General features: G+C 52.7%; 9 protein-coding genes. 3 read left to right on the top strand and 6 right to left on the bottom strand.

Features of this window, described 5'->3' with window-relative positions; translation table 11 throughout:
- Positions 1–270 precede the first annotated feature (270 nt).
- Positions 271–1,464, top strand: a complete 1,194-nt coding sequence (locus tag KTJ90_RS19485) for an MFS transporter (protein WP_499026932.1) — start codon at positions 271–273, stop codon at positions 1,462–1,464.
- A 103-nt stretch (positions 1,465–1,567) separates the two neighbouring features.
- On the top strand, positions 1,568–6,100 hold the full coding sequence (locus KTJ90_RS19480; protein ID WP_499027085.1) for an ATP-dependent helicase: 4,533 nt from the start codon (positions 1,568–1,570) through the stop codon (positions 6,098–6,100).
- Here the strand turns inward: KTJ90_RS19480 and KTJ90_RS19475 are convergent.
- The gene (locus KTJ90_RS19475) at positions 6,052–7,011 is read right to left on the bottom strand and encodes a LysR substrate-binding domain-containing protein (RefSeq protein ID WP_003848227.1); all 960 of its coding nucleotides are present in this window, start codon (positions 7,009–7,011) and stop codon (positions 6,052–6,054) included. The genes KTJ90_RS19480 and KTJ90_RS19475 overlap by 49 nt on opposite strands.
- 95 nt (positions 7,012–7,106) lie before the next feature.
- On the opposite strand from KTJ90_RS19475, the gene KTJ90_RS19470 reads away from it, so the two are divergent.
- Positions 7,107–7,961, top strand: coding sequence for an aldo/keto reductase family oxidoreductase (locus KTJ90_RS19470; protein ID WP_008924462.1), 855 nt, complete (start codon positions 7,107–7,109; stop codon positions 7,959–7,961).
- A gap of 39 nt (positions 7,962–8,000) precedes the next feature.
- Here KTJ90_RS19470 and KTJ90_RS19465 read toward each other — a convergent pair whose 3' ends face one another.
- From KTJ90_RS19465 to KTJ90_RS19445, 5 genes are all read right to left on the bottom strand, one after another.
- On the bottom strand, positions 8,001–9,500 hold the full coding sequence (locus KTJ90_RS19465; RefSeq protein ID WP_003848223.1) for an alpha/beta hydrolase: 1,500 nt from the start codon (positions 9,498–9,500) through the stop codon (positions 8,001–8,003).
- 328 nt (positions 9,501–9,828) lie between these two features.
- Positions 9,829–11,280 carry a sugar porter family MFS transporter gene (locus tag KTJ90_RS19460; RefSeq protein WP_003848221.1) on the bottom strand — a complete coding sequence of 484 codons (1,452 nt, stop codon included), beginning with the start codon at positions 11,278–11,280 and terminating at the stop codon, positions 9,829–9,831.
- A gap of 1,689 nt (positions 11,281–12,969) precedes the next feature.
- On the bottom strand, positions 12,970–13,941 hold the full coding sequence (locus tag KTJ90_RS19455; RefSeq protein ID WP_003855842.1) for a ParB family protein: 972 nt from the start codon (positions 13,939–13,941) through the stop codon (positions 12,970–12,972).
- A 7-nt stretch (positions 13,942–13,948) separates the two neighbouring features.
- Complete coding sequence (locus KTJ90_RS19450) at positions 13,949–15,148, bottom strand: AAA family ATPase (protein WP_003855844.1); 1,200 nt, start codon at positions 15,146–15,148, stop codon at positions 13,949–13,951.
- 1,616 nt (positions 15,149–16,764) lie between these two features.
- On the bottom strand, positions 16,765–17,694 hold the full coding sequence (locus KTJ90_RS19445) for a replication initiation protein (protein ID WP_499026927.1): 930 nt from the start codon (positions 17,692–17,694) through the stop codon (positions 16,765–16,767).

The raw sequence follows: 17,694 nt of genomic DNA, 5'->3' as shown, positions 1-17,694 counted from the left end.
ATTATTCACAGAGAGACTCACCGAAATGTTGTTGTAAAACAACCCGCAAAACAAAAAATGACTCATTGATGAGCGTCATGAAACTGGATTTTTCGACTCTATATTGCTGCTGGCAATACAATGTGCGCTCTCAACACGTCCTCTTCCTCAAAAGCACACAGGCACACCCTGGTAACGATCGCAGGAATCGTTAAAGCAAAGATATTGCATTAAGACGCGGGTAGTCGTATACCTTAGCAAAAGCTAATATTTTGCATTAAGGTGATTTCCATGAATCCTGCATTGACACCTCAGGCCGCAACCCGGACCACGCTTTTTAGTTTTACCGGTGCGGCATTGATTTCAGCCACCAGCAGTGCGACAACGCCACTTTACCCGCTTTATCGCAGCCTGTTTGACCTCACGCCGACCATGCTGACGCTGATATTTGGCGCTTATGCTTTCGCGTTGCTGGCAGCGCTACTGACGGTGGGTAAAGTGTCAGACTTTACCGGCCGCCGTCCGCTAATGCTGATGGCGCTGGGGATCAATGCGGTTGCGCTAGTGATCTTCATGACTGCCAGCTCTGCCACAACCTTAATTGCTGCCCGGCTGGTGCAGGGCTTTGCTACCGGTATCGCCTTGCCGACCTTTGGAGCCAGCCTGATTGATGCCAGTAAAACCCGCGGTCCACTTCTGAACTCAATTACCGCCTTTCTGGGAATGACGCTGGGCACGCTTGCAGGGGGAATCCTGGTCACTTTTGCGCCCTATCCTACCGTGACGCTCTATGCGCTGCTGCTATTACTGATGCTGGCCGCAATTGCACTGTTACCGCTGATACCTGAAACGATTGCACCCCAGCCTGGCGTCCTGGCCGCACTGCGCCCTCAGGTCAGCATTCCGCGACGCGCGCTGGGGCCGTTGCTAAAAGTGACGCCGGTTAACATTGCGACCTGGATGCTGGGCGGATTTTATCTGTCACTGATGCCCACGATGGTCGCGAACGCAACAGGCCTGACATCGCCGTTTATTGGTGGCTCGATTGTGGCGACATTGATGCTGAGCGCGACGGCTGCGGTGTTCATTTTTCGTCTTTTACCCGCCGCACGAGCTTTAGTCATTGGTACAGTGATGCTGATGGCGGGTGTCAGCGTAACCCTGACGGGCCTTTCTCTGCATAGCGTGGTCTGGCTTTATGCGGGCACCGCCATTGCGGGTCAGGGTTTTGGATCGATTTTCGCCAGTGTGCTGAAGATCATTTTGCCGTTAGCCGAAAGCCATGAGCGTGCCGGGCTGTTCGCCGCCTTTTTAATAAAAAGCTATCTTGCCTTTGCCCTGCCTGCTATTGCCGCAGGCATTGCTGCACCCCATATCGGCTTGAATCAGACCGCATGGTGCTATGGCATGACGATTATTGTGCTGGCGCTGGTGTCGCTGCTGGCTGTCAGAGGTCGCGATCCGGCCGGCGCGGCCAGTTCCTGACGCCCGCGGCGGTAAGATGTCTGCCTTGTCGTCCTGAAACCGTGATTTTCACTTACACTCAACGGATAAATTTCAGGCGCAGTGGTTGCGTAATACCGTGAGTATGATGTCGAAATCCCAATCAGATACCGTTTTAGCCAGGTTTTCTCCCGCCACCCGACGCTGGTTTTCAGGAGCGTTTGCTGCGCCGACACCGGTACAGCAGGCGGCCTGGCAGGCGATTGCCCGTGGTGAACATGCACTGGTCATCGCGCCTACCGGCTCAGGAAAAACACTGGCGGCTTTCCTCACCGCCATCGACACGCTGTTTCAGGTCAGAACCAGCCAGCCAGGACCCACGCGTGAAACCACTACCCGCATACTCTATATCTCTCCGGTTAAAGCGCTGGCCGCCGACGTGCAGCGCAATCTGAATCTGCCGCTGGCAGGCGTTTACGCCGAGCGGCAGGCACTGAATGAGCCCGAAATCACACTGAATATTGGCATGCGGTCGGGCGATACGCCAAGCACTGAGCGCGCCAGATTATTGCGTCGCCCGCCTGATATCCTGATCACCACACCTGAATCACTGTTTCTGATGCTGACGTCAAAAGCGCGCACGACACTGAAGGGCGTGACCACGGTGATAGTCGATGAAGTGCATGCAGTCGCGGGATCAAAGCGCGGTTCTCAGCTGGCACTGAGCCTGGAACGGCTGGATGCGCTGTTGCCGAAGCCCGCCCAGCGCATTGGCCTGTCCGCCACTGTGCAGCCGGTAGAACGGATCGCGGCCTTCCTGGGCGGCTGTCAGCCGGTGCAGGTGGTGAACCCAGCGGCCAATCGCACGCTGCATCTGACGATTGAGGTGCCGGTTGAGGATATGACTGATATTGCCAGCGCTGATAATCTGACAGATGACGTCACCTCTGCCAGCGGATCGATCTGGCCGCACATTGAAGCGCGCATTCTGCAGCAGGTCATGGTCCATCGCGCTACGCTGGTGTTCGTGAATTCACGAGGACTGGCAGAGAAACTGACTGCACGGCTCAATGCGCGCTATCTGGCGCAGCAGGCAACTGCTGAGGTTCAGGATGCAGAGCGCACAGTTGACGACGATCTTATTGCCCGCTCGCACCATGGTTCTGTCTCGAAAGAACAGCGAGGCGAGATTGAAGCCGCGCTGAAACAGGGAAGACTGCGCTGCGTGGTGGCGACGTCTAGCCTGGAACTTGGCATTGATATGGGGCCGGTGGATCTGGTAGTCCAGGTGGGCTCACCTTTGTCAGTGGCCAGTGCACTGCAGCGTGTGGGTCGCGCCGGACATCAGGTAGGCGGCGTATCAACCGGCATTCTGTTTCCGCGCACACGACGCGATCTGCTGGATTCCGCCGTCATAATAGAGTCGATGCGGGCGGGTCAGCTTGATGCGCTGGCGCCGCCGCGTAACCCGCTCGATATCCTGGCGCAGCAGACGCTGGCCGCTGTCGCTATGGATCCCCTGCAGGCCGACGAATGGTATGCGCAGGTCTGCCGTGCTGATCCGTTCCGCACGCTGTCACGACGTCTCTTTGATGCCACTCTCGATATGCTGGCGGGCAAATTTCCATCAGATGCCTTTGCTCAGCTGCGCCCGCAACTGGTATGGGATCGCCTGAGTGGAATGCTCACGGCACGACCTGGCGCGCAGCATCTGGCCGTAACCAGCGGCGGCACCATTCCCGATCGCGGGATGTTCAGCGTCATTCTGCCAGAAGGTGAAGAACAGGCGGGATCCCGCCGGGTTGGCGAACTGGATGAAGAGATGGTTTATGAGTCGCGGGTCAACGACATCATTACCCTGGGCGCGACGTCATGGCGAATCCAGAAGATTACTCATGATCAGGTGCAGGTAGTGCCCGCACCTGGTCGTCCCGCTCGTCTGCCCTTCTGGAGAGGAGAAGGCGTGGGTCGCTCGGCGGATTCGGGGGCAAGTCTGGGAATGTTTTTGCGTCAGCTAAACGCGGCATCACCGGACGATGCACAGCAACAGCTTCACGCGCTGGGACTCGATGCCCGTGCAGTAACGAATCTGCTGACTTTACTGGCTGAACAGCGCGCAGCTACCGGTGTCGTGCCGGATGATCGCACGTTGCTGATAGAACGCTGCCGTGATGAAATCGGCGACTGGCGGGTCATCCTGCATTCGCCGTGGGGAAAACGGGTTAATGCGCCCTGGGCGCTGGCGATTGCTGCTCGTATCCAGCAACGTATGGGTATCGATGCCTCTGTTGCGGCCAGCGATGACGGCATTGTAGCCCGCTTTCCTGCCAGTGAGGGGCATTTACCCGCCGCTGACCTGTTCCGGTTCGATGCCGACTCGCTTACTCAGGAGGTCACTCAGAGTGTCGGCCAGTCGGCGCTGTTTGCCGCCCGCTTCCGGGAATGTGCCTCACGCGCGCTGTTGCTGCCGAGGCGTAATCCGGGCAAGCGTTCGCCGCTCTGGCAGCAGCGGTTGCGTGCAGGTCAGTTGCTGGAAGTCGCCCGTCAGTTTGACGACTTCCCGATCCTGATCGAAACCGCCCGCGAATGCCTGCAGGATGTCTACGATCTGCCTGCATTGCACCAGCTCATGGAAAAGCTGGCTCTGGACCAGATAAAAATGGTAGAGGTGACGACCGAACACCCCTCCCCTTTCGCTGCGCCACTGCTTTTCGGCTATGTCGCCGAGTTTATCTATGCCAGCGATGCACCTCAGGCAGAACGGCGCGCGTCATTGCTGGCGCTGGACAGTAATCTACTGGGTGAACTGCTTGGCCAGACCAGCAAGCGTGATTTACTGGCACCAGACGTTGTTGAACAGGTTGAAAAGGAATTGCAGCGTCTTGACACCCGCTATCACGCACAGCATGCCGAAAGCCTCATCGACCTGCTCCGCGACCTCGGTCCTCTCTCCCTTGCTGATATCGCGGCACGTTTTAGCGGCAACGATACGCAGATCAAAGAAGCACTGGCGCAGTTTTCTGCGGCCCGGCGAATCATTCCGGTTATCCTCGCGGGTGAACTGCGCTGGGCGGTGATTGAAGATGCGGCTCGCCTGCGTGATGCGCTTTCCGTGGTATTGCCTGATGACCTGCCCGCGACATTTCTGGTGCCACAAGCTGCTCCACTACCCGATCTGATTAACCGCTACGCACGGACCCATACGCTCTTTAACGCTCAACAGCTGGCTACACATTTTGGACTGGGAGTGGCCGTAGTGAATGAGGTGCTGTTTACCCTGCTTCAGCAGGGCAGCCTGCTGAATATGGGCACAGTAGCGGACAAATCGGAAACAGAGTGGGTCTCCTCAGACATCTTCAAACGGCTGCGCTTACGTTCATTGCAGTCAGCACGCGAAGCAACCCGACCTGTTTCACCCACCGCCTGGGGCAGTCTGCTGCTGGAGCGTCACGGCTTGCTTAGCGCGCAGCGTGAAGAGCTATCGGGCACCAACGGGCTATTACGGGTGATCGAGCAACTGGCGGGTGTGCCGTTGCCTGCCTCGTTGTGGGAGTCACAAATTTTGCGCGCCCGGATAGTCGACTATCAGCCTGCGATGCTCGACGAACTGTTAGCCAATGGCGAAGTAATCTGGTGCGGACATAAAGCGCTGGGCCAGAGTGATGGTCTGATCTCGTTTCACCTGACTGAATTTGCTGATGAAACGCTGCCGGTCATTGACACAACCCAGCCCCTTACATCGATACAACAAGCAACTATCGACGCATTAAGCCGCGGTGGCTCGTGGTTTGTTCATGAGATCATGGCGCAGATGGAAAATGAGGAGACCCATCCCACTGAAATCAATGATGCCCTGTGGCAGTTGGTGTGGCAGGGCTACGTCAGTTCCGACAGCTGGATTGCGGTACGTGGATTACTGACCACACCAGTCATGACCCGTTCGCGCCCAACGCGTTCTCTGCGCACCCGATTTGGACAGCGCTTATCTCCAGGCGCGCTTCCCGCCCGCCGGCCTGCGGTTAATATGCTGGCGGGTCGCTGGTCGCGGATTCGCAGACAGGAAATTACGCCTGCCCGGCTTGGCCTGTCACTGGCAGAAAACCTGCTCGACCGTTACGGGGTGATCACCCGTGGCTGCGCGGTATCGGAACAGATCCCCGGGGGATTTCCGGCTTTGCAGCCGGTTTTACGTGGCATGGAAGATGCCGGTCGGCTGCTGCGCGGTCAGTTTGTCGCCGGGGCAGGCGGTGCGCAGTTTGCCGACCAACCGACCATTGAGCGGCTTCGGGTGCTGGCCGATAACCCGGAAACGCTGACAGAGGCTGTAGCACTCAGCGCACTCGACCCGGCTAATCCGTTTGGGGCAATGCTGAGCTGGCCGGTCCATGCCAGCGGTATTCGCCCGACCCGTCGTCAGGGTGGCCGGGTTGTGATCGCAGGCGGTGCGCTGATACTTTATCTGACCCCAGCAGGTAAAGAGTTACTGACGTTCAGTGAAGAGCCCGCGCGGCTTCAGACGGCGGTGGCGGTGCTGGGCATGGCGCTGAAACGGGATAAGTCGGCGAGTTTTACCCTGGAAACGGTAGATGGGGAACCGGTGATGCAGTCATCGCTGCTTAACGCACTGCGTCACGCCGGATTTTCACGCGTGCCGCAAGGCTTCAGCTGGTATAGCTGAGTTTTTTCGCGCTCGTTTGTTTCGCGTACAAAGTCGATGAAAGCCTTAAGCGGCGCCGGAATCAGACGCCGATCGCTGTAGTAGAGCCACGGGCCGGAAAAGGTCAGCCACCAGGACTGCAGCAGCGGTTCCAGTTTGCCGCTGTCCAGGGTTGGACGGAGCCACTCATCAAACAGATAAATTATGCCGCTTCCGGCAATGGCCGCGTCTACCGCCAGATCCATAGCACCCCCGACGGTGACCACCAGCGGCCCGCTGGTTTCAACACTGATTTCCTCACCCTCGCGGCTGAAGGTCCACTCCGCCATGATGCCGCTGGCGTAGCGACCCCGCAGACAGCGATGATGGATAAGATCGCGTGGATGTTCCGGGCGGCCATATTCAGCAAGATAGGCCGGTGAGGCTGCCAGCGCGAAACGCTGCAGACGCGGGCCTATGGGTATCACCACCGTATCCTGCTCCAGCCGCTCATCGTAGCGAATCCCGGCGTCACAGCCGTCACGAAAAACATCCTGTACATTGCTTTCCGCAACGATTTCCAGCCGGATATCAGGATAACGCTGCAGAAATTCCGGTACCAGCGCGGGCAGTATCAGCCGGGTGGCACTAACCGGGACATTCAGACGCAGCGTCCCACCAGGCGTATTACGGTAGCGATTGACCGCATCCAGTGCAGCATTAACTTCGTTCATCGCAGGCAGCAGACGTTCCATCAGCGCCCTGCCCGCTTCGGTTAACACGACGGTGCGGGTGGTGCGGTGAAACAGTCGGATACCCAGTTGCTGTTCTGCCCGGCGCACCGCATCGCTGAGCCGTGAGGCATTGCTTCCGGTCACGCGCGCCGCTTCCCGAAATCCTCCTGCTTTTGCTACCGCGACTACAGCATCAAGCAGCGCCATATCGATCGCCATTGTGCACCACCCCGTACAGTCCGTCCTGATTTCACCCGATAGTTGCACAGCTAAATCACCGTTACAATTGATCTACATTCACGCAGGAGGTTTTCATGTCAAATACCACCATGACTTATCCGTTAGGCGATCGTGAAGTCAACCGTCTTGGTTACGGCGCGATGCAATTAGCCGGGCCAGGTGTCTTCGGCCCAGTGAAAGATGAAGCCAGGGCAATACAGGTTCTGCGCGACGCTATCGCGGCTGGTGTCAATCATATCGACACCAGCGACTTTTACGGGCCGCATGAAACCAATCAGTTAATCAAAAAGGCGCTCTATCCTTATCCTCAGGATCTCTGCATTGTCACCAAAGTAGGCGCCCGTCGCGATGCGAAAGGTGGCTGGCAGGCGGCGATGGAACCCGAGGCGCTGACGCAGGCAGTGGAAGATAACCTGCGCAACCTTGGGCTGGACGTGATTGAGGTCGTGAACCTGCGCAGTATGTTGCATCCGGCTAAACCTAAAGAGGGCTCCCTGATGCCACAGCTGGAGGCGTTGCTGGCGTTACAGGCTCGGGGACTGATTCGGCACATTGGCCTGAGCAACGTCACTGCCACACAAATTGCAGAAGCGCAGGCCATCACACCGATTGTCTGCGTGCAGAATATGTATAACCTCGCGCATCGACAGGATGATGAACTGGTGGATCAGCTGGCGCAACAGGGCATCGCTTACGTGCCGTTTTTTCCACTGGGCGGTTTCTCCCCGCTGCAATCGGATCGGCTTAATGAGGTCGCAGTATCCCTGAAGGCTACGCCGATGCAGGTCGCACTCGCGTGGCTACTGCGGCGCTCGCCCAATATTCTGCTGATTCCGGGTACGTCATCGCCGGAACACCTTAAAGAAAACCTCGCCAGTGCCAGTCTGCAACTGTCAGATGAGGTGATGGAAAAGCTGAACGCGATATAACGTCTGGCCCGCAATTTGCGGGCCTGATTCTCTGGTGGTTCAGAAATGGCTCAGGCAGGCTGCCAGTGGCGGCTTGTCGCTGCAACTGATGTGGTGATCAATTTGTTCAATCATGTAAGGGTAAAACGGGTTGGAGGTAGCACGCATGATCGAGTCCAGCCCGACAATCAGCACGGCACTCTCTCCGCGTAGTGACAGCGTCCCAAAACTAATACCAAACTCATTCTTCTTAGCGGGTGCACTGCCATATAAACCATCCTCAGCAGGGAATGGAATGGCAACATGTGACAGCGAGTAGAGACCTGCCGGATAATCAATTGCCAGCGGTTTAATCTGTTCCTGAATCTCACCGGCAGGCACGCTTTTCGTTACCATTTCCAGCGACGTCGCTGAGGCATTAGTGATAACTGTTGAGGCATAACGGCGACGGGCAGCGGGCAAAAGCTGATTTACCGCGGTGTATGAGGAGTGACGAAATAGCGGACTGACGCTGACCGCCTGATTGATATCGAATAGCACCAGCTCACTGCCATTCTCCGGCAGGAAATTGTACAACGAGCGGATCACCGAGGATGTGCTGACAGTAGAATCCATAACCGACTGGAAAGTGAGTACCGGCGGGAAGGCAGACAGCTGTTTATTCCGTGCGTAATGCTGGATCTCTTTCTGCAGCGCCTGCGTCAGCAAATAGGTCTGACGGGCAGCGTGAACCGGGAAAGAGTTATATTTAAAGGGATTAAACTCCGGCACGATGTTCAGCCACGCGGTTTTTGAAAACGCCGGAAATACAGCGGGCAGCCCGGCAATACCGGCAAAGCGGGCAAAACGCGTTACACCAATCATCGGCGATAACAGTATGAGCTGCTGCGGACGACGCAGTGTGTGATCATCCAGGCTGTCGAGCGCGTATTTTACCGCCAGCGCCCCACCGTTAGAGAAACCGACCAGATGCAGCGGCGTCTGCGTGCCTGCCAGACGGGTCGCTTCTCTCACTGCGAGACGTGTGGCGGCCATCCAGTCCTGCCAGTCTACATCCGTCAAACCGGCAGGCACCGTACCGTGACCCGGTAACCTTATCGCGACGACCGCATAACCCTGTTGATAATAAACGTCTGCCACATGACGCAGGCTATAGGGACTGTCGGTCAGACCATGTAACAGGACAACGGCACCACGCGGGGTGCCTGTTGGTCGCAGGATATAAGAACGATTCCAGTCCTGCACGAAACGGCCAGGATAGATCATGCTGCCGGCGTAATATCGATTAAGTGGCGTTTTGTCTTCAGCTTCAAGTTTGTTGCTGACCTGCTGCTTCATCTCATTAAAAAGATGGTCTTCGGCATTGAGATAATCAGCATAAGTTGCGTTATCCAGCTGGCTCGCGGTCAGCTCATGGGGAATCCAGGTGTGCCAGCGCTTTAACTCCGGTCCGCGCTCGGCTTCATAAATGCGGATAATCAGAAGTAGCAGTAATACCAGCCCGGTCACTATCCCCAGCCGCCAGAGTCTGCGTTTAGCCGTTTTCCACTTCCGGTTCATACATCCTTTCCTGAAAAATTAAAACACATAATGACACCACGCGAATAAAAAGCTGCGATTATAGCGGAGAGTGGGATGCGATCATTGTCAGTAGTCATGCTAGCTTAATCCGGATTTACAGAAAGACTTAGCGGAAAAATGCAGAGAGAGACGCTGGCGATTTCAGCCTGAAATCGCCAGCGCTGTATAAAAATAGAACAGAATATTTGCTGATTACAGTGAATGCTTTGGCGGCCTGGAGATGAAGGAAAGCGATTAGGGATGAATTAGCGGGGAATGGTAACGGCGTAAAACCGGATCCGACCGTCAGGCCGAATCCGTTGAGGGCTTATAACGCTTCAGCCTCTCTGCGCTTTTCACCGAACTTCTCTTTCATGTGGGACTCAATCTCTTCAAGGCTCTTGCCGCGCGTCTCGGGAACCATCGCCATCACAAAGAATAGCGACCCGACATTAATTGCAGCAAAGATAAAGAAGGTTGTGCTGCCTGCATATTCCATAACAGGTGGGAAACCAAATGCCACCACAGCATTAAATATCCACTGTAGTGAGACGGCACCACCGGTTAATACGCCACGCAGTTGCATCGGGAACAGCTCCGACATCATCAGCCAGTAAACCGGCGAGATGCACATCTGCATACAGAACAGGAACATCAGAATGCATGCCAGGGCGAGATAGCTCTGCATCACACTGGAGCTCATAAAGGTCAGCACGCTGCCCAGCATGATCTGTGCCGTGATGACCAGACATAAACCCGTAATCAGCATGGTGCGACGCGGGAAGCGACTAATGGCCCAGATACCGACAAACGTGGCCAGAACAGAAACCACGCCATTACCGATGGTGGCGGCGATTGAGGCACTGGTCCCCAGACCAGTCGACTTCAGAATGATCGGTGTGTAGTACATGAAGCCGTTGACGCCAGTAAACTGCGCGACAAAGCCCAGTCCGACACCAATAATCATCAGACGGATAACCCACTTCTCACGGATCAGTGTTTTCGCATCCGGCCCGCGTTCTGCCGCCCTCGCCTGCTTCTTCATCTGCGCCATCTCATGACGCACTTCGCGCGGCGTTTCACGCAGATACTTCAGAATCTTTTTCGCCTCTTTTAAGCGCCCTTCCGCCACCAGCCAGTGTGGGGACGCAGGAACGAAGAACGTGCCGATGAACAGCAGGAATCCCGGTACCATCGCAATCGCCAGCATGTAACGCCACAGATGTTCATCATGCAGCAGATAACTCAGAAGCGTACTGGCGACATAGGCAATAAGCTGTCCGGTCACGATCATCAGCTCATTGCGGCTTACCAGAGGTGCACGCAGGCGCGGTCCGGCAATCTCGGCAATAAACACCGGTACAGTTGAAGAGCCACCGCCGACAGCAATCCCCAGCAGGAAGCGCATCGCCACCATAATATTCACCGAGGGCGCCAGCGCCGTTCCCAGTGAACCCAGAACAAAAATGACTGCAAGGCTGCGTAACGTAATACGGCGGCCAAAACGATCAGAAAAGAAACCACTCAGGAAAGAACCGATGGCCGCGCCGAACACAAGCGAAGAAGCTACCAGGCCCTCAGTGAATGAATTCAGTCCCAGGCCGCCCTGACCGGGTGGTGAGCTCATATAAGGTAACGCACCCGAAATAATCCCGGTGTCATAGCCAAAAGCCAGCGCGCCCATAGTGGCGACCAGCACCACGAGAAAAATGCGCTGGCGTACCGTATCCGCAGGCGCATGATCGCCTGCTTCACCAGAGTCTGGTGTATTCGTACTCATAATATTCCTGCCATTAATAAGTTAAACATCCGTTTGATTACATTTCATACGGAATAGAAATGGAACATATTTACCGATTGGGCAACGAAGTGTAGACGGTATTTGAAAGTTAGCTTTAGCAATACGCCTTTCAGGGGGAGATAAATAATTAAAGAAAGAGACTGGAGTAACCGTGACCACCTGAACGTCTTTTCTGACTTCGAATCCCTGACGTACCGACTGGAATGCGCCACAGACTCGCCATGCTGTGAAGCAGTACAGGTCTGTGTTCACAGCTCTATTGAATGTGCTGACCATACCGTTTCTTGTTTGCTGAGTGCCGGTGCGCAGCTCATTCTCAGGCAACCATCCACTACTGAAGACGTGACGGTTGTCTGGTTCGCTGCTTAATCAGTGGTGAAGTCCCTAGCGACAAGCGAATCAAATCAACAATCCTGATTGCTGATTGCTGATTGCTGATTACTGCTTGCTGACTGGGATAAGGTCGCGAGGTGAGCTCAAAGCGGGTAAAGGAATAGACATATTGGTGGGATATGGACGTCAGATGTTTTTGAGATGCCGGGCATTAAGATCTATTCGCCACTTCAAAGCCTGCTTTATGAAATATCACAGGATGATAAAAAGCGCTGTGGTGCAACGCTGCATAACACTCTGTTTACTGATTGCAGTGGTCAGCGGGTTTATCTGCCGCCTGATTCTGATAGTGCGGGTAAACTGGCACTGATAAAGGGGATGGTTACGTTGAGAACGGCGTAATGCCAGATTCACTGTAAACAGCGATTGTTTATAGTTTTTGTCTTCATGCTGCTTAATGACATCTGCATAGGGTTTAGCTGGCGACGCTCAGTGAGTCTACACAACATAGTGAATCTGATGCTTAACGGGTTTCAGGTTGTGATTCAACACTGACACTTTCGTTACTCTAACCCCATTCCTGATACCTTTACGCTGAGATCCACACCGTGAACATGCTATTGCTCAGAAAATAAGTTTGTTACGAGAAAAAAAGTTATCCACTTTTTCTGTGGATAAGTGAGGGATATTTTATGAGTATCTTTTTTCATGCACTATCCATGACCTCTCTGACCGTAATGTGAGATTCATAGAGGCTCTCATTTTTCCAGGCATGTGCAGTTTCAACAAAGAATAGCCATTAACCAAGTGGCGATTTCAGGCTGAAATTAACTGCAATTTACATTTAAAAACAATGATTTAATAGAACATTATACTGGCGGAGGCTTTTGCAGACAAAAGTTTCGCAGAGGGAGCTACGCATTATCCTCAGGGAGCGAGTTATGGAGAAGTTAAATCTCAGGTTACTGGTTACTAATGAACCAGCAGAAAAATACGTGCTTGCATTAACACTATTTTTTCAGTGAAGGCTGACATCGATGCAAGTTGATTATTGTTGTATCAGATTAAATTCGCTTTTGTTATTCATTGTATTCCAGCCGGCTAACTCATAATTTTCAGCTCTGACTACATGACAACATAATATGGCGATTTCAGGCGCCAGCAAGACTGGGAAAACTCTATAAAACCAATAATAATCATAAGCTTAAACAAGAACCACCTTGCTCCGGGCTGGCGATTTCAGCCTGAAATTCATGATTCTGCATCCCCTTTAGTTGCTCTCAGGCCCAATAAAAAAGCCAGCGTTAAGCGCTGGCTGATTGGTGTGAGGTTGATTCAACGGTTAAGGTATTTCTTGAGCGTTTCAGCGATGACTTTATCAAGCTCTTCCTGCAACTCTTTTGATTGCCGGTTAAATTCATAACTAAACATACGACCGCGTACCTTTTTACGGGCAAAGCGATCTTTATCAGCAAATGACCATAGCGCAGTCGCCTGCGTTTTGTCTTTTTCCGGTTCTTTCATCAGCGTCTGACTTCCCTGTCGAATCAAACGCAGAATGTGATTTTTAAGCTCATCCTCAGCCAGCCCGTCACGGGCGCAGACGACATCAATTTCTCGCGAGATCGATTTAATCAGGGCTTCTGTGCTTTGTCCGGACTCACTCAATTTGTCAGCAGCCTGAAGCAGTGCTTTGTAGTCGGGATAGGTAAGCTCAGCCTGATTAGGAAAGAGTGCAATTAAATCTGACGGCACACTGGCGGCCTGAAGCGCACGTGTGACTTTCGCTTGTGATAAGCCCTGGTTTTCAGCGATTTCTTTCTGCGACAGACCGCCATCTTTAAGCGTTAACAGTCGCATTCCCACTTCACGCAAATTGTGTTCGCGAGCAGTCTGAATATCCTGTGCCAGTCTGCGTGCTTCATCCGGTGTAATTGCAGCATCAGTAACCAGCACGTCCAGCCCGGTTTTACAGATAAGCGCGGCTGCACGTCTGCGAGAGCCATCCAGGATTTCTATGCGCTCATCACGCATTACGCCAATAGCCGGGAAAAACTGCTGCAGCTTGATGGTACGAATAATGTCGCGCAGTGAGTCAGGTGTCAGTCCTGTTTGATCGCGGCCATTCGTTTCCATCGTGACGAATGTCTTACTTTCAACATCACTTGCCGCAATACGTTCAAAACGAAACTGGGCGCGCTTGCCCGTTGCCAGTACAAATGTCTGGTTATGCTGGCTGTCATTCGTGTCATTTTCCAGTGGAGTCTGGCTGAAGGTTCTGCCAATCGTAATTCTTTTTGCGCTCATACAAACCTCAGTTCAGGCGAATAAATTCGATACGGTCGAAGACGGCTTTTGCAAAATCCTCTGCCGCGGAACGTGCATTCTTCAACGCTTCGCTGCTACCGACATAGGTTGACGGATTGGCTGAGATAACCGTATCAAACGATTCACCGCAACGTTCGAACCCATCCAGGCGGGGTAGGGCGGCATCGAGCATATCCCCGCCAAAAATCTCTTTTGCCAGGCTATGGCAGAGTTTGTGGTCAGCTTTATTAGAGAGCTTTGACATAAAGCCAATGTTGCCCTGCAGGCGACAGGTGGCGCCGGAGTCTTCGATAATCGCAATCAGTTCCGGCAAACGTGTCAGGTATTTTAATGTTGAATGGAAGTCAACCTGAGCGGGTGGCACCGGCGTCATCAGGAGATCTGAAGCGGCAATCGCATTTTTCAGAAAAGCATCAAGATGTGGGCCGCTGTCGATAAAGATGAAGTCATAATCTTTTTTAAGTTTGGCAATCACATTGTCGTACAGCACGGCATGGACGTTCTGTTCTGGCAGATGCTCAGCACAAAGCTGGTCCCAGCTTGAGGCGATGAAAGCATCATCAATTGACGCGGGCAGCACATCCACGCCAGGGATGATCGACGGAACAATAAATTCATTAACCAGTTCATCACGGGAGACGTTTTGCAACATCGCCTGTGCGGCAGTGGCTTCTACCAGCCCAACGGAACGCTCGTGATTCAAAAACATGGTTGCCGATGACTGCGGGTCGAGGTCAATAACCAGAATGCGTAAATCTTCATATAAGAGATGAGGATGGGCACGAAGCGCATGGGCCAGTGAAACCGTAGAGACGGTTTTGGAAACGCCGCCCTTGAGATTACCCACAAAAATAGTGAAAGCATCACTATGACGATCCCGGTATTTCGGCACGCCACGATGATGGTAGATATCGATAATATTCTGAATCGACATGGCATATTTAACAGAAGAACCGGCAGCCCGTTTATCAAACTGATAACCGCTCTCTTCCATCTCATTCACCGCGTAATCGACGCTGGCACGGGTCAGTTTGGGCAACTTTGCTAACGCCGCTTTGGCATAGACCTGATAGTACGTATTTTCATGCAGTTCCTGCTTCTGCGCCTGAATCTGGTCGGTAAGGCTAAGAAGCATGCGTTCTGAACGCTGTGCAACTTTCATCACCTGTTTGTCATCGTTAGCCATGGTTGCTCCAAACATGTAGGATTTATGACTTTATACAGAAATCCTGCACGTGAGGCAATAAATTATCATCTCAACATGATATGCGTTTTTATGTGAGTACACGGATTTTGGTGAGCTTCATCACATTATTGATACTGTATGAATAGCCTTTGCAGATAAAATTTGCAGAGCATTCACTGTAATCAGCAGATCATTCACTGTAGTGAGCAGATAAACAGGGAGTGGAATACGAAAACCTGATGCAAAACGAGAGCAGACGAGTTCAGGGTATCTCTCAATACTCATTAAGCGTTCACTGTAATCAGCAAATCCACGTCATATCAGATGATTTGTGAGTCAGTCATGAGCTGTATTTTAAAGAGATTAGTGGGTACGTAGTCAGTTGCTCCACCCACTATGCTGAATTTGAACGTTGTCTGTATAAACGTTCACTGTAATCAGTAGAATTGCTCCGGGTGGCGTCTTGCCAGGAAGAACGTTCACTGTAGTCAGTAGATGCGTCCTTCAGGTGTCAGCGTGAAAGAGTAGGGCGACATAAACGTTCACTGTAGTCAGCAATATCCGGCTATTTAAATGTGAGTGAGTCATAAAAGCATTGGGACCAAATGAAAGGCCAGACATCGCCAAATTCCAGGCCAGAGTAGGTCGGTGGTGAAGAGGATAAGGGTTCGTCTGCGTTCACTGTAATCAGTAAATCCTGACTGAAGCGAACGACATTCACTATAGTCAGTAGACACAGGAAGGACTTCACAAACATTCACTGTAGTCAGTCGAGAGTGCGCGTTCTTACAGCGCCAACCGGTGCCCAGCCGTGACAAACAAACTATGACTTTCAACGTGTACGCTATGACTGACAAGCCTGGAGCAGGCGGTCCTCTGCTTTTGTACATCAATAAGGGCATGACTCTTGTGACGTAACATTCACTGTTATCAGTAGCCGACGCAACAACTCGTCTATTCTCTCAACAAAGATTCACTGTATTCAGTAGAACGTTCACTGTAATCAGCAGGACGTCGCTGCTCAATCATAGCAACCTGGACTGCCCTGAATGGGGCTTCAGGTATAAACGTTCACTGCAATCAGTAGACCAGATGGCAAACGGGATGGCAGCAATGCGCAGGAAAGAGGACGATGTCAGCCTGCATACATTCACTGTAATCAGTAACAGTGTCACGTTGATCAACAGCCTGGCCTGTCCGTCATCACTGACTGGGAGGCACGATCCCGCGATGAGCCTGAGTGGCACAACAGAGTACTAACATTCACTGTAATCAGTAGCGTTCACTGTAATCGGTAAAAGAGAGACGTGCCCTTAGCCTGAATCCATACATTCACTGTAATCAGTAAACAGGGCAGAGACAGATACTAGCAATAAAGTATGTAAGTACATACTTACTCTAAAAGCCTTATAAATAACCGAGTAGAGAGTTGCAGGCTAACATCGGGGCGCGGGTCATCACATAGCCTTTACTGATTACAGTGAACAATACTGATTACAGTGAATGCCTGAGGAGTACTGATTACAGTGAAGGGTGAAGTCATGGAAGCAATGTCATCCTGCTCAGAGGAAGTGACACTGCCACGCAGGAATGCTGATTACAGTGAACGTCAGGCGTTAATCTTCAAACTCGATCTCATCCAGCGAATCAATGCTCTCCAGATTACCGATACCATCAAGCTTAGGCGTGCGACTGTGAATAATGAAAAACACAGAGCGGCCGCGCTTCACTTCTGAATAATCCAGATAACCGATCTCTTTTAGCTGCTCCATCGCGCGCCTTACCACGTGGTTCTGCGTAGTGGTCTTTGAACCGAGGTTAAGACGCATGCGCAAACGTGCAAGGGAGATGGGTGCCGGATTGGTCGGCAGACTCTCCAGGAAGGTGTAGAGCGCCTGCGCAGACTCTTTACGCTTGAGGCGGGAGATGGCCCGGAGCTGAAGCAGTACTTTGTGGTCGAAATTATAAAGTTCGAACAGCTTAGGATCAGCCTGAATGCGGACGATATCTTTTTCACGGTCGTAATAAGCAGACTGCACCAGGTGGGTATGATACGCCTTGCCATTGCCTTCAAAGGAGAGGGTATTGGTCGCAATACGTCGTAGCGAGGCATCAAGGCGTTTTCGTAGCGCAGCAGAAGAGTTAGCAGAGGGAATGCCGCACATCTTCACAAAATCAATAAACGGCAGGGTGACCGTGTCGCCTTTGGTCGGATAACGCGAGAATGACTGAATAATACCTGCCCAGGTTTTGAAATCGTTATCCATATCCAGCCGCGCGCCGGTAATGGTAATCTTTTCGTAACCCTCCGCTTTCACCAGCGTCAGGTTCTTTAGCTCTTTCGTCGCATCTGTTGAGGCCATCGCCCCGGATTTCCCGCGAGCGGTCGATTTCAGCGTTGGCACAAAGAGCCCGAGACGCATTAATGCGACGGGCTGAACGGTATTATTCTTGTTGGGATGAAGCTGGATAACTTCACCACTGTTTTTTGTCACAGACAGATAAGGTTCTAGTAACGCTTTGTTTTCGTTGTCTTTATCTGCCAT

Origin of the sequence: Pantoea jilinensis (assembly GCF_019104105.1) — a bacterium.
Classification (GTDB): Bacteria; Pseudomonadota; Gammaproteobacteria; order Enterobacterales; family Enterobacteriaceae; genus Pantoea; species Pantoea eucalypti.
The sequence above is the reverse complement of the archived record's forward strand: the minus strand, read 5'-3'. Positions and strand labels throughout refer to the sequence as shown.